At 69.6% G+C, this 25,368-nt stretch carries 16 protein-coding genes; 4 read left to right on the top strand and 12 right to left on the bottom strand.

All coding sequences use genetic code 11. From position 1 onward, the window contains the following. Genes ACIA6B_RS02930 through ACIA6B_RS02915 form a run of 4 tightly spaced genes read right to left on the bottom strand, consistent with a single transcriptional unit; the run spans position 1 to position 4,066 of the window. On the bottom strand, positions 1 to 1,260 hold the full coding sequence (locus ACIA6B_RS02930; protein ID WP_396770343.1) for a lysine N(6)-hydroxylase/L-ornithine N(5)-oxygenase family protein: 1,260 nt from the start codon (positions 1,258 to 1,260) through the stop codon (positions 1 to 3). A gap of 14 nt (positions 1,261 to 1,274) precedes the next feature. Next, on the bottom strand, positions 1,275 to 2,333 hold the full coding sequence (locus ACIA6B_RS02925) for an NAD(P)/FAD-dependent oxidoreductase (protein WP_396770341.1): 1,059 nt from the start codon (positions 2,331 to 2,333) through the stop codon (positions 1,275 to 1,277). Continuing rightward, positions 2,326 to 3,690 carry a class I tRNA ligase family protein gene (locus ACIA6B_RS02920; RefSeq protein ID WP_396770339.1) on the bottom strand — a complete coding sequence of 455 codons (1,365 nt, stop codon included), beginning with the start codon at positions 3,688 to 3,690 and terminating at the stop codon, positions 2,326 to 2,328. The genes ACIA6B_RS02925 and ACIA6B_RS02920 overlap by 8 nt, the downstream gene beginning before the upstream one ends. Then, entirely contained in the window at positions 3,683 to 4,066 is a 384-nt protein-coding gene (locus ACIA6B_RS02915) for a cupin domain-containing protein (RefSeq protein ID WP_396770337.1), read from the bottom strand. The genes ACIA6B_RS02920 and ACIA6B_RS02915 overlap by 8 nt, the downstream gene beginning before the upstream one ends. A 492-nt stretch (positions 4,067 to 4,558) precedes the next feature. Between ACIA6B_RS02915 and ACIA6B_RS02910 the strand changes: the two genes are divergently transcribed. Beyond that, complete coding sequence (locus ACIA6B_RS02910; RefSeq protein ID WP_396770335.1) at positions 4,559 to 5,494, top strand: NB-ARC domain-containing protein; 936 nt, start codon at positions 4,559 to 4,561, stop codon at positions 5,492 to 5,494. Between the two features lie 77 nt (positions 5,495 to 5,571). On the opposite strand, the gene ACIA6B_RS02905 is transcribed toward ACIA6B_RS02910, so the two are convergent. Continuing rightward, the gene (locus ACIA6B_RS02905) at positions 5,572 to 6,246 is read right to left on the bottom strand and encodes a pyridoxamine 5'-phosphate oxidase family protein (protein ID WP_396770333.1); all 675 of its coding nucleotides are present in this window, start codon (positions 6,244 to 6,246) and stop codon (positions 5,572 to 5,574) included. A 247-nt stretch (positions 6,247 to 6,493) separates the two neighbouring features. On the opposite strand from ACIA6B_RS02905, the gene ACIA6B_RS02900 reads away from it, so the two are divergent. Further along, the gene (locus tag ACIA6B_RS02900) at positions 6,494 to 7,162 is read left to right on the top strand and encodes an NYN domain-containing protein (protein WP_396770331.1); all 669 of its coding nucleotides are present in this window, start codon (positions 6,494 to 6,496) and stop codon (positions 7,160 to 7,162) included. A 297-nt stretch (positions 7,163 to 7,459) separates the two neighbouring features. Here the strand turns inward: ACIA6B_RS02900 and ACIA6B_RS02895 are convergent, their stop codons facing one another. Both ACIA6B_RS02895 and ACIA6B_RS02890 read right to left on the bottom strand, forming a co-directional pair. After that, positions 7,460 to 11,938, bottom strand: a complete 4,479-nt coding sequence (locus ACIA6B_RS02895) for a hypothetical protein (RefSeq protein WP_396770329.1) — start codon at positions 11,936 to 11,938, stop codon at positions 7,460 to 7,462. Positions 11,939 to 12,048: 110 nt separating this feature from the next. Further along, a complete protein-coding gene (locus tag ACIA6B_RS02890; RefSeq protein ID WP_396770327.1) occupies positions 12,049 to 12,351 on the bottom strand; it encodes a hypothetical protein in 303 nt (100 codons plus the stop codon). 418 nt (positions 12,352 to 12,769) lie between these two features. Here ACIA6B_RS02890 and ACIA6B_RS02885 point away from each other — a divergent pair, with 418 nt between their 5' ends. Beyond that, complete coding sequence (locus ACIA6B_RS02885) at positions 12,770 to 13,708, top strand: hypothetical protein (protein ID WP_396770325.1); 939 nt, start codon at positions 12,770 to 12,772, stop codon at positions 13,706 to 13,708. An 823-nt stretch (positions 13,709 to 14,531) separates the two neighbouring features. On the opposite strand, the gene ACIA6B_RS02880 is transcribed toward ACIA6B_RS02885, so the two are convergent. Continuing rightward, positions 14,532 to 14,900 (bottom strand): hypothetical protein, encoded by a 369-nt coding sequence (locus ACIA6B_RS02880; protein ID WP_396770323.1) that lies wholly within the window; start codon positions 14,898 to 14,900, stop codon positions 14,532 to 14,534. A gap of 577 nt (positions 14,901 to 15,477) precedes the next feature. Here ACIA6B_RS02880 and ACIA6B_RS02875 point away from each other — a divergent pair. Continuing rightward, positions 15,478 to 16,740 (top strand): TolB family protein, encoded by a 1,263-nt coding sequence (locus ACIA6B_RS02875; protein WP_396770322.1) that lies wholly within the window; start codon positions 15,478 to 15,480, stop codon positions 16,738 to 16,740. Positions 16,741 to 17,004: 264 nt separating this feature from the next. Here the strand turns inward: ACIA6B_RS02875 and ACIA6B_RS02870 are convergent, their stop codons facing one another. The 4 genes from ACIA6B_RS02870 to ACIA6B_RS02855 all read right to left on the bottom strand — a co-directional run bounded on the left by ACIA6B_RS02870 (position 17,005) and on the right by ACIA6B_RS02855 (position 25,345). Continuing rightward, complete coding sequence (locus tag ACIA6B_RS02870; protein ID WP_396770320.1) at positions 17,005 to 18,204, bottom strand: helix-turn-helix domain-containing protein; 1,200 nt, start codon at positions 18,202 to 18,204, stop codon at positions 17,005 to 17,007. 240 nt (positions 18,205 to 18,444) lie between these two features. Continuing rightward, positions 18,445 to 19,656 carry a helix-turn-helix domain-containing protein gene (locus ACIA6B_RS02865; RefSeq protein ID WP_396770318.1) on the bottom strand — a complete coding sequence of 404 codons (1,212 nt, stop codon included), beginning with the start codon at positions 19,654 to 19,656 and terminating at the stop codon, positions 18,445 to 18,447. A gap of 448 nt (positions 19,657 to 20,104) precedes the next feature. Further along, complete coding sequence (locus ACIA6B_RS02860; RefSeq protein ID WP_396770316.1) at positions 20,105 to 22,867, bottom strand: tetratricopeptide repeat protein; 2,763 nt, start codon at positions 22,865 to 22,867, stop codon at positions 20,105 to 20,107. A 1,278-nt stretch (positions 22,868 to 24,145) separates the two neighbouring features. Continuing rightward, a complete protein-coding gene (locus ACIA6B_RS02855) occupies positions 24,146 to 25,345 on the bottom strand; it encodes a helix-turn-helix domain-containing protein (RefSeq protein WP_396770314.1) in 1,200 nt (399 codons plus the stop codon). Positions 25,346 to 25,368 lie beyond the last annotated feature (23 nt).

Raw genomic sequence — 25,368 nt, 5'->3', positions numbered from 1 at the left:
TCACGCCCACCGGGTGCTGAGGAACTCGTCGCGGAACGGGCAGACCACCCGGCCGGCGATCGAGTTGAGCACCATGGCGCTGCGCACCGGCAGGATGCTCAGGTTGGAGTCGACCAGCCCCTGCACGTAACGCCCCCGGTTCAGCACGAAGATCTTGTGTTGGTCGGCGTGCTTCCACCGGATCGAGTAGTCCGACTCGATGACGGGCTGACCCCGCTCGTCGACGTCGACAAGCGCGGTCAGCTCCTCGTCGAAGGGCAGCGGGGCCTGCTGCCGCCCCGCGGCGACCACCAGGTGCACCGCCCGGTGCCGCTCCTCGCCGCTGCCGGCGGTGAGGCACTCCAGCTCGATCTCACCGTCGAGCTGCCGGGCCGCGGTGACGGTACGGCTCGGCATGATGGTCACCGGGAACCGGCCCGTCCGAAGCCGCTCCTCGTAGTTGTGCTGGTAGATGCCGCGCAACGTGCCGGGGGAGATGCCGTCGCTGGTGAGGATCTGCCCGGAGACCAGGCGTTCCCGCACGTCACGGGAGAGGTTGAGGAACGCCTCCTGGTAGGCCGGCCGGTACAGGTCGTTGGCCGAGGGAGAGTCCTCCAGCGGCGCGAACCACGACCGCCGGCCGATCCAGCGGATGTTCCGGACCCCGCGGGCCAACAGCGCCGCCACGCACTCCGCGCTGGTCTGCCCGCTGCCCATCACGATCCACGGCGCGTCCGGCTCGTCGGCCACGGTCGACAGGCGGTGGTGCAACTCGTCGGCGACGAAGACGTGCCGGGGATCCAGGGCGGCGAGGAAGTCCGGCAGGAACGGCACGGTGCCGGTGCCGAGCACCAGGTGCCGGGAGCGGGCGACAGCCACGTCACCGCTGCGACTGACCAGCGCGCCGTCGAAGTCGACCCGGTCGATCCGGGTGCCGTAGAAGACGTTCGGCAACTGGCCCGCCGCCCAGCTCAGGTACTGCTGGTACTCGATCCGGGGGATCGTGTCGAAACCGGCGCCCAGCAGGGCGTAGACCCGCCCGGTGGTGACCAGGTAGTTGAGGAACGACAGGGGGTGGGTCGGGTCGTAGAGGGACACCAGGTCCTTGACCCAGCCGGTCTGCATCCGCACGCCGCTGTGCAGCATCCCGTCGTGCCAGCCCGGCTGGTCCCGGGACTCGAACAGCGCGATCTCGTGCGGCGCGAGCACGTCGTACATCGCCGCGAGGCTCAGGTTCGCGGGCCCCGCGCCGATCCCCACGGTGTGGTATGTCTGCGTCATCTCTCTGCCTTCGGCTAACCCGTCGGGACCCCGACGGACGATGGGTGGTCCAGCAGAGCGCTGGCTGCGCGTCGGCTGGCGGCCAGGGCGGTCTTGGCGGCGCCCCCGCTCCCGCCGGTGAAGGTGTGCACGGTCCCGGAGACGGTCCGCAGCGCGAGACCGGGGGGCTCGCTGTAGCAGTCGGCCGCGCTGACCGGCGGGCCTGCCGGTCGCGGGTCCAGGCCGGGCAGCCGCGACGCGGCCACCGCTCGGACCCGCGCCGCGAGTTCGGCGTCGGGCGCGGGGGCGCCCGGGTCGACGTCCCAGCGGGAGCTGGGCAGGCCGAGCAGGAGGCGCCCGGGGCCGGCGGGCCGGCCGTAGAGGCCACTGGTCTCGTCCACGAAGGACGGCAGGTCGGCGCGACGCACGGCGTGGTGGGCGTACTGGATGTGCTTGGTGCGCAGGCGGGTGGCCAGCCCGGCGGCGCGCAGCAGTCCCGGGGTCCACGCCCCGGCGGCCACGACCACGAGGTCACCGGCGAGCCGCCGGCCGTCGCGCAACTCCACCGTGTCGCCGTCGAGCCGGGCCATCGGCACGGTCTCGGTCCGGGTCAGCCCGGCCAGCACGGCCCGCCGCAGCCGGTCCGGCACCACGTGGCCGGCCCGGCGCTCCCAGACCCCCACGGCGTGCTCGGGCAGCCCGTCGACGCCGAAGCGGCGGGCGACCTCCGCAGCGGTGAGCACCTCGGCGTCGACCGCGGCGGCGCCGGCCCCGACCCCGCCGCCGCCCCCGGCGACGGTGTCCGGATCGAGCAGGTAGAGCGAGCCGGTGCGCCGCCAGCCGGCCTCCGCCGCCAGGCCGGGGTCGCCCCGCAGCTCGGCGAGGCTGGCGGCGGCCAGGGCGCGGGCGGCCGGCTCCGGCTCGAAGGCCCGGACCAGCCCGCCCGACGCCGCGGTGGCGTCCCGGTACCCGCCGGTCGGGCCGTCGGGCGCCGTGCCGATGAGCACCGCCTCGGCGCCCGCGTCCTGCAACCGCCGGGCCAGCAGGACCCCGGCCAGCCCGGCGCCGACGACGAGCACCCGCGGCTCAGTCACCGGCGCCCGCCGGGAGGGTGCCGCCGACGAGGCCCAGCAGCCGGGCCGCCCGTTCGGGTCGGCTGCCGGCGGCGGCCAGCGCCGCGCGGACCGCGGCGGCCGGGTCGAAGGCGTCCGGGCGCAACGCCCGCTCGCCCCGGGTCAGCTCGATGTCCGCCAGCACCGCGTCGAGGTGCGGGCCGGCGCCGTCGAGCGCCGCGGTGTAGGCGGCCTTGAACGCCTCGTACGCCGCCGGCAGGAAGTCGGACTCGTAGCTGTCCGGCCGGTCCCAGCTCACGAACGCCCGGACCACCGCCGGGTCCTCGGTGGCCAGGAACTCGTGCGCCCAGATGGCGTGCCCCCGGCTGGTGGAGAACTTCGCGCCGGTGAGCCGGTAGAACTCGTTGACCACCAGCCCGGTCGGCCGCTCGGGCAGCCCGGCGGCCAGGTGCAGGGCGGGGATGAGCACCGCGTAGTAGAAGGCGTTGTCGATGCCGAGGAACAGCCACTGTTCGTCGACGTCGCCCCAGGCGTCGAGGTAACCGGTCAGCGTGTCCACCCCCGGACGCAGGTGGCGGGCCGGCAGCACCAGGTTGGCCAGCGCCATCTCGGCCCAGACGTCCACCCGCAGGCCGTCGCCCCACTCGATGCCCCAGTCGCTCGGGTAGGCCAGCGCGACGTCCGGCAGCCCCGTGTCGAGGTACGCCGCGACCAGCCGGCGCAGCCGGGGCGGCAGGACCGCCCGGGACCAGAACTCGCACAGCCGCTCCCGGTGCTCCTCCAGCCGGAGGACCGGCACCTGGTGGGTCACCGGCTCCGGTGCGGCCGAGCAGCAGGTCGAGCGGGCGTCGACCAGGTCCGCCGCGGCGAGGAAGCTGCCGCACCCCTCACAGGTGCCGCCGGCCGCCCCCGCCCCGCAGCGCGGGCAGGCCCCGACGACCCGGGCGTGGTGCAGGATCCGGTGACAGCCGGCGCAGGCGCGCAGCGACATCGGGGCCAGCTCGACGACCTTCGCCTCGACCAGTTCGGTGAGCAGCCGGGCCACGGCGTCGCGGTAGCCCGCGTCGGCCAGCGGGTCGACCATCACGTCGTACCGGATGCGCGCCGCGCGCAGCGCCTCGCCCACCAGCGCGCCGTAGTGCGCGGCGGTGTCCGCGGGTGCCTCGCCACGCGTCTCGGCCCGGGTCCGCACATAGTTCTGGTGGGCGTCCAGGCCGCACTGGGTCAGCACCCGGCGGCCGTCGGCGCGCAGCGCGCGGGCCGCGATGTCCCCGGCGACGTACGGGCCGGAGAGGTGCCCGACGTGCAGCGGCCCGTTCGGTGTCGGCGGCGGCGTCACCATGAGGACCACCCCGGCGGGGGCGGCGGCGTCAGTCACGGCCCGCCCCGGCGTCCCGGTCGCCCTCGGCGTCGGCGTCGGCGGTCCGGGGCATCCAGTACATGCTCAGGATGGTCAGCGGGACCTCCGGGGAGGGGTTGTGGATCACATGGGACCGCTCGGGGTCGAGCAGGATCACCCCGCCGGTCGGCACCTCGACCTTCTCCCCGGCCGCCTCGTAGATGGCGGTGCCCCGGGTCACCACCGCGAACTCGACCTCCGGGTGCACGTCCTCGGCGCTGCTGGCGCCGGGTGGGATCACGCACCACATCGCGTCGAACGGCAGCGGCCCCAGGTCGCGGTACTGCTTCCAGCGGCCGATCTGAATGCCGTACTCGTCGGTGAGCTGCGCGGTGTCGCTGACGTACTTCCGCATGGTTGTCCTCCTGATCGCGGGTGACCTGAGCGGCGGGGCCGTGGGGCGGCGCCGACGGCCCGCCGGGGCGGCGGTCGTCGGCGTGACGGCGGGTGCGCGTCCCGCCGGCGTCGTGGCGCGGCCGGTCGACGGCGTGCCACCGCCCGGGGCGGGGCCCACGTCGGCGGCCCGGTGGTGAGGGCGGCGCGGGCGTCCCCACCGGGGGCCGGGACCGGCCCTCCGGCCCGGCGCACGCCGGGCGCGCGGTGCGTGACCACGCCCCCATGGGTCACGGCGGACCGCTGCTCGAAACACCGCCTCCCCGGCTCCGATTGATTCGCCGCGGCGAATGGCGGCACTGCCACTGTCGGCGTAGGGTCGCTCTGCGAACAGGCAGACAACCGGCAGTTCAACGGCAACATCTCGGCCGACTCCCGGATCAGTGGCCCCGGCTACGGCGTACCGTCGGCACGAATCGGCCAGACCCGCACGGAGCAGGCGAGTGGGGATGGCATGGTGATCGACTACCCGGTTACCCTGAGTGATGAGATCGTCGCGGCCCGACAGCGGGCCCACCTCACCCAGGAGGAGTTGGCGGCCCGGACGGGGCTGAGCGTGCGCAGCATCCGCAACCTGGAGTCGGCGCGGGTGCTGCGGCCCCGGCCCGCCACCGTCCGACTGATCCGCGACGCGCTCGGCCTGCCCGGCCCGCCCGGCCCGTCATCGCCACCGCCCCGGCCGCGCCCGATGCAACTGCCGCTGGACGTGCCCGGCTTCACCGGCCGCGTCGCCCAGCTCGCCCAACTCGACCGGCTCTTCGACGATGGCCCCCGGCAGATGTCCACTGTGGTGGTCTGCGTCCTCATCGGCCGCGCCGGGATCGGCAAGACCGCGCTGGCGCTGCACTGGGCGCACCGGTTCGCGACCCGCTTCGCCGACGGGGTGCTCCACATCGACCTGAGCGGCAACCGGACACAAAGGTCACCGGCGTCGCCCTCGGACGCGCTGGGCTGCCTCATCGAGGCGCTCGCCGGGCCGGCCGGCGGCATCCCGCGTGGCCTCGACGCCCGGGTCGGGCTGTACCGCAGCCTGCTCGCCGGGCGGCGGATGCTCATCGTGCTCGACGACGCGCGGGACGTCGACCAGGTCCGGCCACTCCTGCCCGGCGCGGCCGGGTGCATGGTGCTGGTGACCAGCCGGGACCGGCTCACCGGGCTGGTCGCCGGAGAGGTCGCGCACCCCGTCGTGCTCGACCGCCTCGCCCCGGAGGAGGCGTACGAGCTGCTGCGGGCCCGCCTCGGCGCGCACCGACTCGCGACGGAACCCGAGGCGGTACGCGGGATCGTGGCCCACTGCCAGGGCGTGCCCCGGGCGCTGGCGGTGGTGGCGGCCTGCGCGGCCGTCCAGCCCGGGGTGTCGCTCACCGAGCTGGCGCGGCAACTGCGCTAGCGGCGCCGGCCGGCAGCGGCCAGCTCGGCGGCACAGCCGGTCCGGGTCGGGGTGAGACCCGGCCCGCGCCGGTGCGTTCAGGACCTGTCGGCGCGGGTCCCGGCGCGGGCGGCCACGTGCGCCGGCACCGCCACGGTCGCGGGCAGCGCGGGGTCGGTCAGCGGCTGCTGCCACGTCGCGACCAGGGGAAGCTCGCCGGCCCAGAGGCCGAGCGCGGCGTCCGGGCCGGCGCCGTCGTCGGGCGGACCGCTGCGGGTCTTGACCGACGCCTCGGCCAGTGGCAGCGCCAGCAGGACCGTGGCCGCGAGCTCCTTGCCGTTCGGCCCGCGGGCGTAGTCCCACTGGCCCGGCGCGACGTGTTCGGTCAGCAACCGCAGGCCGTACCGCTTCTCCTCGGCGTCGACCACCCTGCGCGGGGTCCCGTAGACCATCGCGCTGCGGTAGTTGACCCCGTGCTCGAAGACCGAACGTGCCAGGACCAGCCCGTCGACGACCGTGACCGTGGCGCAGACCTCGGCGTCGGTGGTGAGGCTCCGGCTGGCCACCGAGCCGTGCAGGAAGAGGTGCGTGGTGTCGAAGCCGTAGACGGTCGGCACCACCATCGGAGCGCCGTCCACCAGCGCGCCGAGGTGGCAGACGAGACCGGCCCGCAGCACCTCGAAGAGGGCGGCGCGGTCGCCGCGTCCCTTCTGGCTCATCCGGCGCAGCCGGGTGCGGGGGGTTGCGGACAACGGCGCGTCGGCGTCGCTCATGACTCGTCTCCCGTCGGTCGGAACGGACCAGGCGCGAGCGTACTCACCGGCCGGCGCCCGGCGGGAGCAGCCGACGGATCAGTTCGTGGGCGCGGGACACGTGCGGCGCGCACCACGAGTTGATCGGCAGGTACGACGCTGGAGGCCGAAGCAGGAGAGCTGGCGATACGTCACCGTGCGTCACCGCCGGCGACGAACACCAGTCCATCCGGAGCGGCAGATGAGAGTCGGGTGCTGTCTGCCGGCAGTGCTGGCAGGCAATACCCTCGACCATGAGCCCGGCTTCCTCCGGCACGTCGAACGTTCGGGCTCGACCGGTCCGCGCTCGCTGCTCGACTCGAGAGGCACAACCATGCCCGGTACAACCGCACCCGTCACGTATCTCATCGTGGACGGGGAGAACATCGATGCCACTCTCGGCAACAGTGTTCTGGAGCGTCGGCCGGCCCCTGCGGAGCGACCCCGGTGGGAGCGTCTGCGGGAATTCGCACGGGACACGTGGCAGCAACCGGTGAAGGCACTGTTCTTCCTCAACGCCTCGGGCGGCGGTCTGCCGATGCCCTTCGTCCGGGCCCTCCTGAGCATGGACTACCGCCCCGTTCCGCTCGCTGGTTCGTCGGATCAGAAGGTGGTGGACATCGGCATCCAGCGGACGTTGGAGGCTATCGCCCGACGCCCGGGCAATGTGATGCTCGCCAGCCACGACGGCGACTTCCTGCCGCAGGTCGACGAGCTCCTACGAGGTGATCATCAGGTCGCGGTCGTCGGGTTCACGGAGTTCCTCAACGCCGGCTTCGCGGAGCTTCCCGGTCTGCACGTGTTCGACATCGAGGACGATGCGGACTGCTTCACCAACGTCCTTCCTCGGGTCCGCATCATCGACCTGGAGAGCTTCGACCCCGAGCGCTTCCTGTAGGCCGGACAGCATCCGCGCCTGCTCGCGGTGTGAGCGCACACCCGCAGCACCACGTCTGGGGTGTTGCCGTGATCCTCTCGGATTGGTCGGATGTACCGGATCGCCTGGCCAGATTGTCGACGCACCCGTCTGCCGGCGCGGTCTTCGGAGCCAACGGCCATCAGTGGCGACGAGCCCGACGGAAGCCCGACGGGCTTCACCGCTGGTACCGAGGCTGGCTCGAACAGGCCGAAGAGCAAACCCGGTCCCGATCAAGCCGCACCGCACGGAAGTAGCGGCAGAACCGAGTCGCCGACGTCACGAGGCGGCATGCTGGGCGACTGCCACGCCGTCCGTGACCGACATCGTCAGCGTGGGGCGGGACGGCGCCCGGAGCTGGCCGGTCGCGGGCCACCAGGTGACCACGTCGAGCAATGCCCCGACCAGTTCGTCGACGGCGTCGTTCCCGCCCTGACGCCGTATCCACCAGGCTGACGCGGCGAGCAACCGGCACAGCGCCCGCCGGTCCACCCCGGTCGGCCAGGTGCGGGGCAGGTCGCCGCCGCCCGGGGTCGTCCCCGGCCATTCGTCTCCGAGGCGCCGCAGGATCGTGGCCTGGGCACCGGCACGCGAGGCAGGGGTGCGGGCCCGGGTGACCCGCGCGTACAACTCGACGAGTTCGTCACGCTCCAGCAGGCGTACGGCGGAGGCGAAGCCGGTGTCCGGCGCCCAGGAGGTCGAGGCGTCCGGCGTGTGACAGCTGATCAGCCGCTCGGTCAGAGTCCGGAACCGAACGGGCTCGTCCCGACGCATCCGGGCCAGGAACGGGAGGATGCCCCGCTCACTCGCGAGCTCCACCTCCGTCATCCGGAGGGCGTGCGCGAACATCTCGGGTGCCAGGACGGCTGCGGCGTCCGGCGCCAGCCGCCTGGCGAATGCGATGACCACGCTGAGGCGGAAACCATCATCCAGCTCGTCTTCCATCATCGCCCGGAGCGCTCTCCGGAGCTGGTCCCCGTCGAGGCTGGGAGCCAGGACGACGAGCACCTGATAGTTGCGCCGCCCGGGCGAGTCCGCGAGCGTCATCGCCAGGGCCTCCTCGACGACGGACGCCGGCAGCGGAGCACCGAACGCCTCCAGGACGACCGCGTCCCACTCACCGCTGACAGCCAGTAACGCACGCAGCGCCGTGGTTGCCGCTTCGGTGGCTCCCGCCCGGTACAGGTACCCGAGCGTGCGGGCGTCCGCCGAATGGGACCGGTTGGTGGTCCCACCCTGCCACCGGGCGGTAGCCAGCATCGTCAGTACCGCTCCGGTCAGGGAACTCCGCTCGGCATCGGGCAGGTGACGGCTCAGACCCGCGAGGGCCTGCGCGCGCAGCGGACCGTCGCGGCGGGCGAGCAGGAGGTCACACGCGCGGCGTACCTGTTCCACCGGCACCAGTTCCGCGAAGCGGAGCAGCGGCGGCACCTCGTCCTCGTCGATCAGTGGCAGGTGCTCGGCGGCGTACGTGAAGACACCGTCGAGAAGCTCGTCCTGGCCGGTGGAACGGAGTCGCGACACCAGACCGGGCGCCCAGAGTGCCATCTGCGCGGCGCTCTCCGGGTCATCGCCCACCGCGGCGGCCCAGGCCCGTGGCAGCGCCTGATCCGGCAGCGCCCCGCTGAGCGCCTCCACGGCCCGCGCGACGCCCCCGAGGCCGTACACCCGCTCTGCGCTGATCATCGTCGTGCTCAGGCCGGGGTCCGCCGAGGCCATGGTCAACGGCCGCCACACCGGCTGTTTCCGCGCCCAGAGAGGCACCGAGCGTGACCCGGACTCCAGCAGCGCCAGCGCGTCCACGGCGATCTCCGAGGACAGCAGGGGTGCGAGCCTCGCCACCGCGTCGGCAAGGGTCCGCGACTCCGGGATCCCGCGGACGAAGGTCAGGACGCGCCTCCCGGTCCGGCTACGTGCCTCGGGGGGAAGAACCCGTCCGATCTCGGCTACCGCGGACAGGTCGTCCAGCCGTACCGGGCTCGACGTGCTGTCGGCGACGGCCTGTCGCAGCACGTCCTCGGGAAGGTGCGGAGCGAGCACGTTGAGTGCCGTCACCCGGGCGCCTGACTCGACGGCGTCCTCCGTGTTCACCGCGCGCAGTGCCGCCCCGAGCTCCTCCTCGCTCAGCTGCGGCGCGATGATCGCGAGCGTCTGCGCGTACCTGGGGTCGTCGTCCCATGCCTCAATGGCTTCCGCGACGTACCGGCGACGCGTCTCCGGGGAGAGATACCTGACCAGGTGTGGTCGGGCGTCCAAGGCGAGTGGGTGGTCGATCCGGACCGGCAGCCGTTCGATCTTCGGGATCGCCGCCATCTCCTGCTCGGCGTAGTCGCGTGCCTCCTCCGGCGGCAGCCGGTCGAGCATCGCGCCGAGCAGAAGGTGTCGGACCGCGGCATCCAGCAGCCGACCCGACTCTCCGTCGGGCGGGAACAACTCGCTCAGCCAACCTCGCACCTCGGTGGTGGACAGTTGTCCGCAGAGCGCGTACAGCAGACTCGGCGAGCGGAAGTCCAACCTGAACCGCAGCGCCAACTCCAGCAGGGCGGGCACTTCCGACCTGCCCCAGTCGAGGTGCGCGGCCACATGGAGCATGCGGGCGGCCACCTCCATGTCCACGCCCTTCTCCAGCACCCACCGCAGTCGCTCGATGCCGCCGGTGGGCCGGGGACCAGGCGTGGCGGGCCTGTCCCCCGGTCCGTCAGGCCGGTTCCCGAGCAGGGTCAGCACGTCGTCGAAGACCGCCTCGGTGACGGGCACGTGCTGGAGCAGGGCGATCAGCTGGTCCCGGCCCGGCTCGTACTTTCCCGAGCCGAGGATCCGTAACGCCTTGCGCGCGCCGGCCCCCCGGTCCGGGTGCAGAAACAGGGTGACGACAGCCCGGACGAACTTCCGGTTGCCGTAGCGGTCCTGCAACAGATGATGGTGCAGCAGGTCCGTCAGCGCGTCGTGCGGCAGCCGGGCGGCCGCGGTGGCCAGTGGCCCGGGCAGCAGTCGGCCGTTGTCGGTGTCGAGGGCCAGTTCGACCACGGCCGGAACCAGTTCGTCGGCGAGGAACGGCAGGATCGCCTCCAGCACGGCGGAGCGTTCCTGGCTGCCGTACGAGGCGGCGAGGCTGAGCACGTCCAGATGCGTGCGCTCCGGCAGGTCCGGTACGAGAAGTCGAACCCCCAGCGCCTGATGGTCCGGATTGCTCATGATCGCGACACGCTGGAAGCCCTGCTCGACGGTCCAGTGTCCCCGAGTGACCATCTCCCGCACCAGCCCGGGCGGGATGGCCGTCACCGCCGAGGTCACGCTCGCCCGGATGAGGCGGTACCGCAACCGGAGCGTGAGCCGCCCGGTCGCCGCCTCCGCCAACTCGACGTCACGTAGATAGCTGCCGACATCCCCGGCCTGCGCGTGCACCGCGTACCAAAGGTTCTCCCGACTACGGCTCAGCGCGAGCAGACGGTGCAGGTCCGCTTCCCGGCCGGTCGCCAACAGGTGCGACGCCAGATGCCGGACGGGATACCCGCCGTCCGCGCCGGCCAGCTCCGGCCGGGCCGCCAGGGTGCCGAGCCCCGACTCCAGGCCACCCCACGCCGCCAGGTAGCGGTCGCAGACACGGGCGTGAGCGGCCCGGGCCGCCTGCCGGAGGGTCCCGTCGGACGCGCCCGACAGGTACTCCCGGAGACTCGGGTGGTGGGGCGCGAAGCGGACCGGCTCGTCCACCTCCTCACCGGGTTCGACGACCGTGCAGAAGGGCCGCAGCCCGTCGCGCATGAGAGCGTCCACGAGGGACGGCTCGTCCAGCCCGGCGAGCGAGCAGAGGGTGCGGGCGTCCACCGGCTCGCCGGCCACGCCGAGCGCCGCGAGCAGTCGGACGCGTCGCTCGTCGTACTGCCCGTCCCCGCCGAGGCAGAGCGACAGGACGCGGTGCTGGTAGTAGGCCTCCAAGCCTTCCGGCAACCCGGGAAGATCCCGAATGCTTCGTGGCTCCTGACCGATGGACTCGATCACGTAGTGGGCGTAGACCCACGACCCTCGACTGCGCTCCAGGATCCGCAGGGCGAAGGATTCCTCGGTGACGCCGTGTCCGTCGAGCGCCCGGGCGACACGGGGGTCGTTCCGCGCACGGTCACGGAGGAAACCCTCCAGAGCCGCACCATTCCCCGGCGATTCCGGCAACAGCGTCACACGACGTGTCTGGTCCCACGGAAGGTTCCTCAATCGCCCGGTCCGCGCGGTCACGACGACGTAAACGCGCTCCGGAAGCCACTGCGGCAGCCCGAACGGCAACTCGGTGGCGGGATACTCGTGGGCGGCGTCCAGCGCGTCGACGACCACGACGATGGGCCGTGTCGGCCCCTGCTCGTTCCGCCGTCGCGCCGCCTGCTCGATGACGTCGGCCAGCCACCCGGGCTCTCCGCTGGAGTCGGAGAGCCAACCACCGGGGGCGAGATCGTCCAACGTCCACGCGGTGATGAGTTGGGCGCTCAGGCTGCGCACGACCGTCGCCGTCAGTCCCGCCCCGGCGCCGTTCTGCACGAAGTGCGCGGCGTCCGTCTCCGGTCGCGCCTCGACCCACGCCGCGAAGGCCGACTTCCCCATGCCGGGCTCGGCCTCCACCGCGAAGTATCCACGATCCCGTTCTTCCATGAACCGGAGGAAATCCGCGACCAGAGGATTGTTCGGGTAGTAGGCCCGGGTCAGCGAATCGACGTATGCCCCGTACGCCTGGGGAGCATCCCGGAGCGGATGGGCCCCGGCGGCGGTCATGACCGTGATGTTGATATTGCCGCTGTTGTTGTCCGCGTTGATGATGGGGCTGTTGTCCCCGCGCGTTTCCGACGTACGGCGCCGCTGGGGAAACGGCCGCCATCTCCTCATCAAGTCGGATCGCCGTTGTCGCGGGACGGCCGGTCGGATCTCGGCGGCGCGTGGAAGGTGATGTGTCCGCTGTTGTTGTCCGCGTTGACGATGGGGCTGTTGTCCCCGTGCGTCTCGGACGTCGGGGCCGCGGCCGGCGGTGATCCGGGGCGCTGAAGCGCGGTCAGCCCGGCCCAGAACAAGGTGACCGCGACGAGCCCCACGACGAGCGGCGGCGTGGGACCTGCGGTGACCAGATTGGTCAGGACACTGGCGACGATTCCCAGCCCCACCGAAAGGGCGGCAATGAGTCTTTGGTTCATCTGTCCCCACCCGTGCGACGACGACCCGAATTCGCTGACTGCCGCTCCCATCCTGCCATCGGTCGCAACAGTCACACCAGATTGTCCACTCGCGCGCCGGCCGGAATTCGGCGACGGTAGCTGCCCGAGCACGGGTCGGACACGGTCGGACCGTCCGGCGCCGACACGGGTGCAGACGTTGGTATCGGACGGCGTGTCCGTCAGGGTGAACTGGCTGGACCGACGAACAAGAATGCCTGCTGCGCGGATTCCCCATACCGTTCCACCCATCGTCCGAAGCGCAGCACGAGCGGAACGCCACGGATGCTAACGACGCCCTGACACATGTCGGATTCGTGACGTCAACCTGACGGAGCGGTGGGACCCTCCTACGCTGAGTGCACGTTTCGCCCGGCGACGCTCCGGAAGGAGCCGTCTCATGCCATCCCTCCTCGCCACCGTCCTCCTCGCGGTCGCCCTGACGGCCGCACCCGCCGCCGCCGCGCCTGCCGCGCCCGGCGCTTTGGCTGGCTATCGCATGGTGGACCTCGGCACCCTCGGCGGCGACAGCAGCTACGCCAGCGCCATGAACGACCGCGGCGACGTGGTCGGCCGCGCCCAGGCCACCGACGGCACCTACCGCGGGTTCCTCTGGCATCACGGGCGGATGATCGATCTCGGCGCCTTCAACCCGACCGACGTCAACGACCGCGGCCAGGTCGTCGGCACCCTCGACGACGGCTCCGGCGGGTACGTCTGGCACCGTGGTGTCCTCCAGCCGCTGGGAGCACCGTCCACCCTGCCCGTGGCGATCAACAACCGCGGCCAGGTTCTCGGCCGCACCGACGCAGGCCCCGTCCTGTGGACGAACGGCCGTGCCCGGCCCTTGGCCCTCGGCGAGGTGTCCGACGTCAACGAGCGCGGCCAGGTCTCCGGCGGGGTGTCCGTGCCGGGCGGCTTCCACGCCGCCCTGTGGCACAGGGGCCGGATCACCGACCTCGGCACCGGCCCCTTCGACCGCAGCAACACGTACGCCCTCAACGACCACGGCTGGGTGATCGGCTGGCAGTTCTCGGCCGAGCAGTTCGAGCGCGGCATCCTCTGGCGGCACGGCCGCGCGCTGGACGTCGGCACCCTCGGCGGCAGCTTCACCCAGCTGCGGGCGATCAACAACCGCGGCGAGATCCTGGGCAGCTCCCAGGCCACCGACGGGAGCGCCCGCCCGGCGCTGTGGCGACGCGGCGTCCTGCACGACCTCAGCCTCGCCGGGGTCAGCACGGACGGCGAGGTCGTCGACCTCGATGACCACGGCCGCATCGCCGCGACGATCCGCCCGGTCTGGGGTGTCAGCCACGCGGTCGTCTACCACCCGCGCTGACGGAGTCGGCCCCGGGCAGCGACCGGTCGGGGTCGCCCGCCCGGATCAGAACCGGACGGCTTCCACCCCGGCTCGGCGGCCAGGCGTCGGCGCAGACCCTCGCCCTCAATGGCGATGTGCGGCAGCCGGTCCAGCCACCACGCGCCGCGGTCCGCAGTGAAATGACCGCCGCGCCGATCGCCAGGAAAGCCCATGCTCTTGAGGACGGGCCGCCGAGCAGGATGAGGCCGGCGAACACCGAGCTCATGATGAGGCCGGCCGCGGCGACGACCCGGGCACCGTGGCCGATGCCGCTGATCGTGGCTACAGCGGAGGACATCATCCGCTCGACTGAGCCACTTGGGGATGCGATGGAACGAGCCGGTGGTCTCGTGGACTCGTGGGGTGGCGGCGAGTTCTGTTCCGTCCTGCCGAGGGCCCTGTCGTTCATCCGGCAGACCGCCAATCCGTAGCGCAATCGGCGTTCGCTCTGACCCTAACCGACGCGACCGGACGGCACCTGACCCAAGCGATCGTGACGCCGCGCGGCGGGCGTTCCGCGGCATGTGCGGACGCCGGCCAGGCGGATCGCCTACGGCGCCCTGTGGTGATCGCGACTCTCTGCGGTGGCAGCACCGGGACCGGCCGGTCAGCGGCAAGCCGTGATCGATCAGTCCTCGGCGAACGGGCTTCGGCGGCCTTCCACGAAAGCGGCGGCCATTCTCGCGCCTGCACTATTGATCGATCACCGACGTCGGTGATCAGACTGCGTCGGCAGCCAGACCGGGCAGGTGTTGGCCGCCCTGGTGGCTCCAGAGGCGAGCGAGGTGATCACTTGGGCGGGTTATGGTTTCAAGGTTTCGAGGCACAGGATCAGCACTTGGCCGTCCTCGAAAGTCTTCCAGAGGACGTCGTCGGCTGTCGGAGCGCCGGGGCACGTCTCATTGAGGACCTCCTCTGTCGCCGGGCTCGGCCTTGTCTCGCGGTACACCACTCGCCTGCGCGCAGTCGGATCGTCACAGGCGACGACGCGCGTGTCCTCTACCGCCGCCCCGGCTACGCAGTCCCCAACCTCGGCGGAGAACCGCTCCACATCCCGCACGCTGCGGACGAAGCCGAGGATGCAACTGATCGCGCCAACAACGGCAAGAATCGCAGCCACGAACACCCGCAGGCCCGACGCCCGAGATCCCTTTCCAGCGGGCAACGACATCAGCCCTCCAGCGGAAGTGTCGGCAGAGTCGATGGCACCCAAGGTAGAGCTCGCCGTCAACCGCTGATCCCACGATGCCCGTCAATCCGTGCGCCGACCGGGACACATTCCGGGGCGGCCAATGCACATCCGGCCGCGGCGGTCGCCAACCCACAATCAGGCGGGCCGGCCGACCGAAACCCGGACGCCTGGAGCCGCCGATGAAGATTGAGCCCGCCAGCGGCTTCCTCGACCTACCCAACGCGCCCGCCCTCGCAGATCAACCACTCGCGACCAAGCATGGTCAGATGCACGTATCTCGGCATAGCCGCGAGCGCTGCCTACGTCCCGGAGGCCATGTAGGCGGCGAGGATGTAGTGGGATGCCGGTCGAGGTTCTTGCGGACTCGGTCGTAGCGCATGGTGGTACGCGGGTCGGTGTGACAAGCCGTGTCGGGTACCGGACACGAGCGAACAACCGCAACGCAGCCCGAGACCAACCAGGTATGACGACACATTTCGAGACACCCGCCACGCGTCGCAGGCCCGTATGGCTTCGCCTGCACCGCCCGATCAGCACCGCCGCTGCCGGCGTAGCCGTGATCGGCGGCCTCGCCGTCGGCGTCGCACCTGCCGCCTCCGCCGTCGCACCGCCAGCTACCGCCCGGATCAGCGTGGACAGCAACGGCGGCCAGGCCGCCGAGTACCGCAGCGAGCCCTTCGCGGCGAGCGCGGACGGCCGGTACGTCGCCTTCACCTCCGCCGCACCGAACCTGGCGCCGGACGACACCAACAACACCTGGGACGTGCTGGTACGCGACCGCCGAACCGGCACCACCAGCCGCGTCAGCCAGTCCACCGCAGGAGCTGCGGGCGACAGCTCCAGCTACGGCCACTCCCTGAGCCCGGACGGCCGATACGTCTCCTTCACCTCCGACGCCGCCAATCTGGTGCCCGGCGACACCAACGGGGCCTCCGACGGCTTCGTCCACGACCGCCGCACGGGCACCACCAGCCGGGTCACGCTGACCAATGGCAACACCCAGGCCGATGCCCGCAGCTACGCGCCGGCCATCAGCGCCGACGGTCGGTTCGTGGCGTTCGTCTCCGAAGCCACCAACGTGGTGCCGGGGGACACCAACGGCTTGGCCGACATCTTCCTGCGTGACCGGCAGGCCGGTACCACCGTCCGGGTCAGCGGCACGAACGCCGACGCACCGTCCGAGGCACCGGCGATCAGCGCCAACGGCCGGTACGTGACGTTCACCTCGGAGGCGGCGCTGGTGCCCGGCGACACCAACGGCATAGCCGACGTCTTCATCCGTGATATGCGCACCGGCAGCCTCCAGCGGGTCAACGTGTCCACCACCGGCGCACAGGCAAACGCGCTCACCGTCTCCCCGACGATGAGCGCGGACGGCCGGTTCGTAGCGTTCACCTCCGAAGCGGCGCTGGTGCCCGGCGACACCAACGACGTAGCCGACGTGTTCCTCCGAGACCTGCGCACCGGCACGACCATCAGGGTCAACGTGGCGGCCGACGGTGGGCAGGCCACCGGCGGCAGCAGTTACGGCCCGATGATGAGCGCCGACGGCCGGCACGTCGTCTTCAGCTCCGACGCCACCAACCTCGTATCGGACGACACCAACGGCGTAGCCGACGTGTTCCTCCGAGACCTGCGCACCGGCACGACCGTCAGGGCCAGCCTGGCGGCCGACGGCGGACAGGGCAACGACGGCAGCTACAACGGGGTGGTCACCCGAGACGGCCGATACGTCGCCTTCGCCTCGACGGCCACGAACCTGGTACCTGGCGACACCAACGGCGTGACCGACGCATTCCTGCGCCACATGCCCCGCTGATTCAATCGATGTAAGGCAAGAGTGCCCCGGCTTCGCAGGAAGCCGGGGCACTCTGCGCGCCACGACTCGATCGAGAGCGGAATGGCGTGGCGAAGTGCGGCCCCGCAGTTGCTCTCCTCTTGACCGTCTGGCCGAGGGCGTCAATCGCTTTCTTGACCCGGCCTGCCAGCCAAGCGACAGCCCACACCACATGATCGGGTGCACTGATCTCGGCATGAGCGGATGTACTGCACTGGTGTACTTCTCGTCCTCGTCTAGCGCTGCTCAGCCGACCCCGAGCGTGGCGGCGAGCTTCGCGATCGTGGTCGGGGCGCGCGGGCCGCGGGCGACCTCCGCGAGGATGTCCCGGGCGACAGGCCGGCACGTGATCTCGGCCGGCGCGGTGCGCTCGGCCTCGGTCAGCAGGCGAGCCGCGTTGCCCACGTCCCCGGCGTGCAGGTAGGCGCGGGCCACGTCGAGTAGGTGCGCCGCGCGGTGTTCGGCGGCCAGCCACCGCCAGCCGGCCCGCGCCGTGGCCTTCTCGTGCCAGGCGATCGCCGCATGAGCGTCGCCCACCTCGACGGCCACGGCGGCGCGGGCCAGGTCAACGGCGGTGGGCCCGAACCCGGTGCGGTGATGGTCGCACCCGTCACCGACCTGCTCCCCCATACCGGCGGCCTCGTCGAGCAGCTCACCGGCGACAGCCTCGTTGCCGTCCTGCGCCACCGCCAGACCGGCCTGAACGAGCAGCGTCCCGCACAGCGACAACTCCACCGGTGCGCCTTGCTCGATCACGGGTGGAGCGATCCGGTACGCGGCAGCGAGCATCACCGACCTCGCCTCCCGCGCTCGGCCGAGCGCGCGCAACACCTGGCCGAGCTGGACGGCTGCGGCGGCCACCAGCTCCCGGTCGCCGGTGGCGGCGAGCATCGCCCGATCCACGGCCAGCCACGCCAACTCGGCGTCGCCGAGCTTGACCAGCAGAGCGGCGGTGACCCGGTACGCCTCGACCAGCGGCCCACGACCCGAGCCCCGATCGTGTACGTAGGTACGCTGTGCGTTCGTGAGCAGGTCCGGCGCCAGGTCGACCACCTGCGGATAGCGGGCGTACTGGAACGTCGTCCACGCATACCCCACATCCCGCAGCATCCGATCCACCGGCGCCACCGGCCCGCCTGCCAGCTTGCCCAACGGGATCTCGTAACGGGCCAACGACGCTCTGATCCGGTCGACACCGTCCGCGCGACCCTTCGTCTGCGCCGGTGCGGCGTCCTGGCCGACAAGCGCGGCGGCGTCGATACGGAGGACACGGGCGATCTCCTGAAGCGTCGACAGCTTGTCCAGCCGCCGCACGCCCCGCTCGACCTTGTCCACCCAACTCTTCGACTTGCCGAGCCGGTCAGCGAAAACCTGCTGCGACAACCTGCGCCGGCCCCGCCAGTACGCCACCCGCCGACCGACCGGCAACACCTCAACGCCGCCCACGACGCCACCGCCGATCCGGCACCGCCCGCGTGGTCTCCTCCACCGGAATCCGATCCGCCTCCGCCTGAGCGAGAAGCCGCCGCTTCGCCGCCTCCCGCTCGGCCGCCTGAATCTGCTCGCCCCGGCTCACCGCCGACTCGTCGCCTTTACCCGGCATCTCTCGCCTCCCGTCACCACATCAAGTGACGGAGAAGCTACGTATGACTACCTGGTGGGATGGGTATGGTTCGTACCCTTAGATCACGAGACGAGACCAACCTTCATTGCGAGGTCACGAGCCTCGTCACGGGTGGGACTCGGGCCGTCGAGCAGGTCCAGAGTGATCTGTCGGGCGTATCCGTTGAAGCGGATCGTCTCCGGCGCCGACTGGTACGCCTGCCCGAGGAACGCCACTGCCGCTTCCTTGTCATTCTTGCCGTAGTGGGCTCGCGCGATCTCGATGAGATGACGTGCCCGGCGCGGCCTCGACGGAATCGCCGCCGCGTCGTGGCGACGCGCCTGCCGTACCGCCTCACCGGACTTCTGCAACTCCACCGACACCGTCACGGCGTGAGCACCCATGACGACCCGCGAGAACGACGTCTGCGGCTGGTAGAAGTCCGGCGGAAGTCGATGCGCCACCCGGTCGGCGCGGTCCCAAAATCGCCAGGCCCGGCCCTCCTCACCAGCACGTGCGGCGGTGTAGGCGGCCTCGAAGTTCACCGCACCCCAGAGCGCCAGCAGGTTGGCGCTCGCATCGGTGAGGCGGGGTTCCAGGGCCGACAGAATGTCCAGCGTCACGGCCATGGCCGTGTCCCAGTCCCCCGCGTCCCGGTGCACCTGGCACAGGAACCATCCCGCGCCCGCCACCGCCTCCGGGTCCCCGGATTCCTGCGCCGCCACCATCGCCCGGTCCGCGACCCGCCAGAGCAATTCGGCGGCGGGCTGGTACGCGAGGAACATCTGGGCCAGCCCGAGCGTCTCTGCCACCAGGGCCTGCGCCTGCCGACGCTCGGCGGCCTCGTACACAAGGGCAGCGCGTTGCACGTCCCGCAGCAGCCCCGGCAGCAGAGCGCCCAGCACCGTTCGATGGTCCGACGCCTGATGGCGTGCCCGCCATGCCGCGTCGAGACGCGCCCTGAGGCTGGACAGCGGCTCGGGCGGCACGTCGCCGGGGAGAGAGAAGCGGTTCACCGCATCCCGCACTGACGCCAACGCCGGGTGCTCCGGCCCGTTCACCATGGCCGACCGGTCGCTCAACTCCCCGACCAGCGCAGACACGTCGACCTTGAGCGCCCGCGCGATCCGGTCCAGCATGTGCACCCGCGGTGGCAGGATCCGATCCGTCTCCACCGCCTTGACCCACTCGGCGCTCCGACCTACCAGCCCGCCGAGCACCGCCCGAGTCTTTCCAGACCGCTCCCGGTAGACCTTCAGCCGCTGCCCGAACGTCAACTCCGGCAAGGATTCCATCGCGAACCTCCTGGTAGCGCGGGGATGCGGCGCTGGCCGACCGGCCGCGTCAGCTCACGCTACCGAGCCAGCGGCCGTCTCAGGAGCCCTCACCCACCAAACGTAGGCCTACGTCGATGCTAGTGACGCATGCGCTTCCTTCGCACAGATATCTGTTCTAGGAACCACACTTCGTCCCGCCCAGGACAGAAGCCACCAGGGATCGAAGTGAACTCTTCAGTGTGAGCGTCAATCTCGGCAGCCATCAAGGCTCGACTGTTGCCATCCGCTGCCACGATGGGCACCATCCTGACCAACCAAGCTCACTCGTTTGCGGATGATGTCGGAGAGGCTGCTGACTTCTTGCTGACGCGCCTTCCATCGGCTCGACCTCGGCCTCGGCCCCGACTGCCGAAGCTGGCGCAAGATCCGCTAACCCCTGCTCGGGTAGAGCCCTGGCTCCGTGTGGTCATCTGCCTGGCTCATCGTGGTTGCCGAGAAGCTGGCGCAGCTGGTTAGTAACGTCATGGTCAGCGCCTAGGCGAGATGCAGAAATATCGGCCGCCCTCCGCAACGTCGCACGCGCTCTCCCATGATCGGCCAGGGCCTCATGAGCGGTGGACAACACGACGAGCGTTGGCACGAGGATTTCATCGTCCCCACTCCTCCCGATTTCCTGCAACTTCAAGGCACGGTAGCCATGCCTTAATGCCTCTGCATGATTCCCCAGCAGTTCTTCGATCTCGGCGAGCTGGCAAAGCGCCTTGGCTAGGTCCGCCGCAGGCTCCGAAACATAAACAGATTCGAGCACCTTCACGCCGTCCTTCGTTCGGTCGCGTGCAGCGACCAGATCGCCCTCGTCCTGGTGCACAAGCCCAAGAATAGCGTAAGCGAGGCCTACTGACGGGTGATTAGGGAATCCTGCATCACTGTAGATGGCGATCGCCCGCTCAATGTCTTTCCGCGCGTTCTCCAGGTCTCCTAACCTTTGCCTCACGCCCCCCATGTTAATCAACGTTGCCGCAAGCTCTGGGTGCTTGTTGCCGAAGACTTCCTCCTTCAGCGCCAAAGCGTCTTGATAGAATCTCAGCCCCCTGTCGAATCTCCTACGAGCAACCGAGAGCATTCCAAGGTTCGCCAGAGTCATCGGTATCTCGGGATCAGTTGGCGACAGATTTGCCCTCTTGATGCGCAGAGCCCTCTGAAGGCTCACTTCAGCCAAGTCATATTCCTGGAGATCGACTTGCAGGGCACCGAGATTGTTCAAAGCTGTTGAGATCTCATAGGCATCTCGACCAAATACCTCTTCCCCAACCTCTAGAGCTTTCCTCTGCAGATCATACGCGCGTGAACGGTCACCCTGCTGAGCCAGCACGGCTCCGAGGTTCCCCATAATGGTCGCGAGACTCAATCGGTTCGGTTCAAGCTGCTGGTTTTCTATTTCAAGCGCCTGTTCGAAGTAGTCTCGCGCAGCCGCAAGGTCACCCATCTGACGGTAAACCCCTCCAAGCGACACAAGGATGGAACTGCGCCGGGGAGTATTGCGACCATGCAACTTGTCTGCGGTAGAGAGCGCCTCCAATAAATGCTCTCGTGCGATCGAGTACTCCCCTCGCACCGAGAGGTAGTCGGCAACAAGAACCCGCAAGCCTACAGCGGCAGATAAGGCAGGAGACTCAGCCAGCTCAGGCGATGGTGGGAGTTCGGATATCCGCGAGATTGCCGCGACAGCATGGTGCGCAAGAGCTGAACAGGTAGCCCATTCTCGCTTGTCGGCAGGTCTTTCAGGGAAGGCGTTATAGAGCGTAAAGATTGCTGAACTCGCCCATACCACCTTTTGAGCCGGAAGCAGGTAGCCTCTTATCACTAGGCTGACAAGCCTGTGAATTACTATCTCGCCATCCCCCACCCTAGCTACAAGGCTGGTCTTTGCCAGCATACCTATCGCCTGTTCCCTTTCGAAGGAATCAGAGATCCTTTCCCCCAAAGGTGCTGGAAGTACGCGAGGCTCAGACAATATCAAGTCGAGATTGATTACTTCGGGACCGAGGAAGCTGCATAGCATCAACAGGCCACTGGCGGATGGCATCTGGTTCAACTGATCAAGGTGCAGGAGCCAGGTTGTCGCAACAGTTTCGGGGTAGTCCGGAACTCCAAGCCGTTGCGCGAGGAGCCTACCGGCAGAACGCTTATCGCGATAAAGATCCAGGTATCGACTAATACTCATGCCATTAACATCGACATACCCGGCAGCCTGAGACAGAGCTAGCGGCAAATCGCCGAGTTCCTCGGCCAATACCGCCAAGCTGGTGTCATCGTCGCATCGGATTCGTCGCTGAAGATATGCGACCGACTCTGAGCGCCCAAAGAGAGGCAGGTCGACTTGCTCTGCGATGCCGCTCCAGCCACGATCTCGGCTTGTCAAAAGAGTCTTTGGACCCCCAGTCGGGGTCCACGGTGCGACGACACTCGGAGCGTTGGCGTTATCGTAAACGAGAAGCCCGTCGGGCGTCTGACTCAGAATGTCCAGGACTTTTCGAGCAGTTGCTTCTTGATCGATCATATCTGCAACGCCGACGACCGGGGCCAAGCTAGAAAGGTCCTCGACGATAGTCACCACAGACTCTGCCCGAACCCACCAGACTATGACCCGAGGATTTTTGTCTTTAAACCGATGCGCGAATTCGAGCGCGACTTGCGTCTTGCCAATGCCGCCGAGTCCGCGTATTAGAATAACCACTCGACGGTCTAGGCCCGTCCGCCCTTCCAGCCTATCTAAAAAATCTTGTCGTCCAGTAAAGAACTGGTTCCGAGGTGGTAGGTTGCTGTAACGAATCCGGCTGGCCTCGCCCAAATTATCGGGGCTCTTCTCGGCAGGGCCGGCACTCGGTTTTTCGGCACCGCATATCGCGTGGATTGTGGCCCCAGGGGCATTAACGATGGTCCCGGAGTTGCTATCGACCGTGATGCGATCTCCATAGTTATTTGACTGCCGACCCGAGGCGCCTTTTGCCCCGTCTTCGATCTGATCGCCACCGTCACCTAGCGCGAGGTTTCGCTCGATGATCACTGCGCCAATCAAGACCAAAAGGGCCGCTCCACCTCCGCCGAATACGATAGCCGGGTTTTGCAACCAATCCCAAGACTTCGGCAGAAGATTTGCACCCACCTCGGTCGCTAGGCCGATAAAGGCAGTTAGAAGCACAATAGCGACCGCAACCACTGCCGCCATACAGCCTCGGACACCACTTGCTTTTCGCGCCACTGCTCCCCCTCCGTCGCGCCATGTCCCAGCCGCAAGCACCCCTAGTGCTGGCCCTCTTCCCAGCTGAAGGACGGGTGTTTAGCGAGCCCGAAATAGTCCAAGGTCGCATAGGCAGAAGGGATAGCCCCTCAGGCGACAGGGACGATCGGCATGCTACCCGATCAATGACCTCGACCAACGCGAGCGCGCTTCCTGCCCGCTTGGCCATCCCGTCTGCCGCCGACCCACACTCCGTGGAGCGGACCAAAGCCAGGGTGACAAGGTCGTTCGTCCAGTAGGGCGCTCCACCTTGTCACCCTGGCCCTGGTCTGCTCGGCTTGCCTGGGTCGGTGGCTGGCGGGATGGCATCCCACCTCAACCACCCACCACCGGAACCGTTCGGCAACTCCATCCTGGAGTCGTCTGGCCCCCGCCGGAGGCACAGCTCTAACTCCGCCTCTCCCTCACCGCACCACCCCCACACCCACCTCAACCCCTTCCCCACCGGGGCCTGAGCGACCGTGCGGAACCGTTCGGCAACTTCGTCCGCCGTGGTTGGCCTGCCGGATCTCGTGCTGCTTCGGGATCGCCGAACCGGGTGGAAGATGTTCGCCTGGCCCAGGTCGTCCTTCGGGACTCGTCACCGGGTCACCTCACTGACCCAGGTGTGACGCGCGGGGCGGGCGTGGGGTTCGGGCCGGCTGACTTTCCGCCCCGCCGCCGAAGGCGGGCGGGGCGCGGCTCCGTCAGGAGCCGGTTACCGCGCCCGGCCCGCGCCGCGCGGAGCGCGCTTGATCCAACTACAGGCAGATTCGGCAGCAGCGCTGGGAGACCGCCGGTACATCACCGATCCTCCTGCTCACCACAGTTCCTCACTGGACCGGTGGCATAGCTCGCGGGAACCAATTACTCTCTGCTAGCGGCTCTGCGCGCAGCCCTTCGAAATGGCTGAGGGATGAACGAGGAGCACCTTTGTCAGTCGCGTGCATCTCCCACGCGCCTTCGCCAAGCGCTTGCTGACGATCTACTGACGCTGGTGCTGTACGCAAGCATAAAGGCCACCTCCCGAAGCCGGGAAGTGGCCTTTGACCTGCGTGGGCGATACTGGGATCGAACCAGTGACCTCTTCGGTGTGAACTGTCGGCGAGCCGGTCGGATCGGACTCCATGCGAGGTCAGACCGTCAGCTGAGGCGCTTCTCGGCCCGGTCCGGCCGGCACGGTTGCTGTACTTCACTGCTGTATTTCTCATCCGCGTGTAGCGCTGCTCAGCCGACCCCGAGCGTGGCGGCGAGCTTCGCGATCGTGGTCGGGGCGCGGGGGTCGCGGGCAATCTCGGCGAGGATGTCGCGGGCGACGGGCCGGTGCGTGATCTCGGTCGGTGCGGTGCGCTCGGCCTCGGTCAGCATGCGAGCCGCGTTGCCCACGTCCCCGGCATGCAGGTGGGCGCGGGCGACGTCGAGCAGGTGTGCGGCGCGGTGTTCGGCGGGCAGCCACCGCCAGCCGGGACGCGTGGTGGCCTTCTCGTGCCAGGCGATCGCCGCATGAGCGTCGCCCACCTCGACGGCCACGGCGGCGCGGGCCACGTCGACGGCGGTGGGCCCGAACCCGGTGCGGTGATGGTCGCACCCGTCACCGACCTGCTCCCCCATACCGGCGGCCTCGTCGAGCAGCTCACCGGCGACAGCCTCGTTGCCGTTCTGCGCCGCCGCCAGACCGGCCTGAACGAGCAGCGTCCCGCACAGGGACAACTCCACCGGCGGGTCGTGCTCGATCACGGGCGGGGCGATCCGGTACGCGGCAGCGAGCATCACCGACCTCGCCTCCCCAGCCCTCCCGAGCGCGCGCAACACCTGACCGAGCTGGACGGCTGCGGCGGCCACCAACTCCCGGTCGCCGGTGGCGGCGAGCATCGCCCGATCCACCGCCAGCCACGCCAACTCGGCGTCGCCGAGCTTGACCAACAGAGCGGCGGTGACCCGGTACGCCTCGACCAGCGGCCCACGACCCGAGCCCCGATCGTGAACATAGGTGCGCTGCGCGTTGGCGAGCAGGTCCGGCGCCAAGTCGACCACCTGCGGATAGCGGCCGTACTGGAACGTCGTCCACGCATACCCCACATCCCGCAGCATCCGATCCACCGGCACCACCGAACCGCCTGCCAGCTTGCCCAACGGGATCTCGTAGCAGGACAACGCCGCTCTGATCCGATCGACACCATCCGCGCGACCCTTCGCCTGCACCGGCGCGGCGTCCCGGCCGACAAGCGCTGCGGTATCGACACGGAGCACACTGGCGATCTCCTGAAGCGTCGACAGCTTGTCCAACCGCCGCACACCGCGCTCGACCTTGTCCACCCAACTCTTCGACTTACCGAGCCGGTCAGCGAAAACCTGCTGCGACAACCTCCGCCGAACCCGCCAGTACGCCACCCGCCGACCGACCGGCAACACCTCAACGCCGCCCACGACGCCACCGCCGATCCGGCACC

The organism is Micromonospora sp. NPDC051141 (assembly GCF_044455765.1).
Classification (GTDB): Bacteria; Actinomycetota; Actinomycetes; order Mycobacteriales; family Micromonosporaceae; genus Micromonospora.
This window is presented reverse-complemented; position numbering and strand designations above follow the sequence as displayed.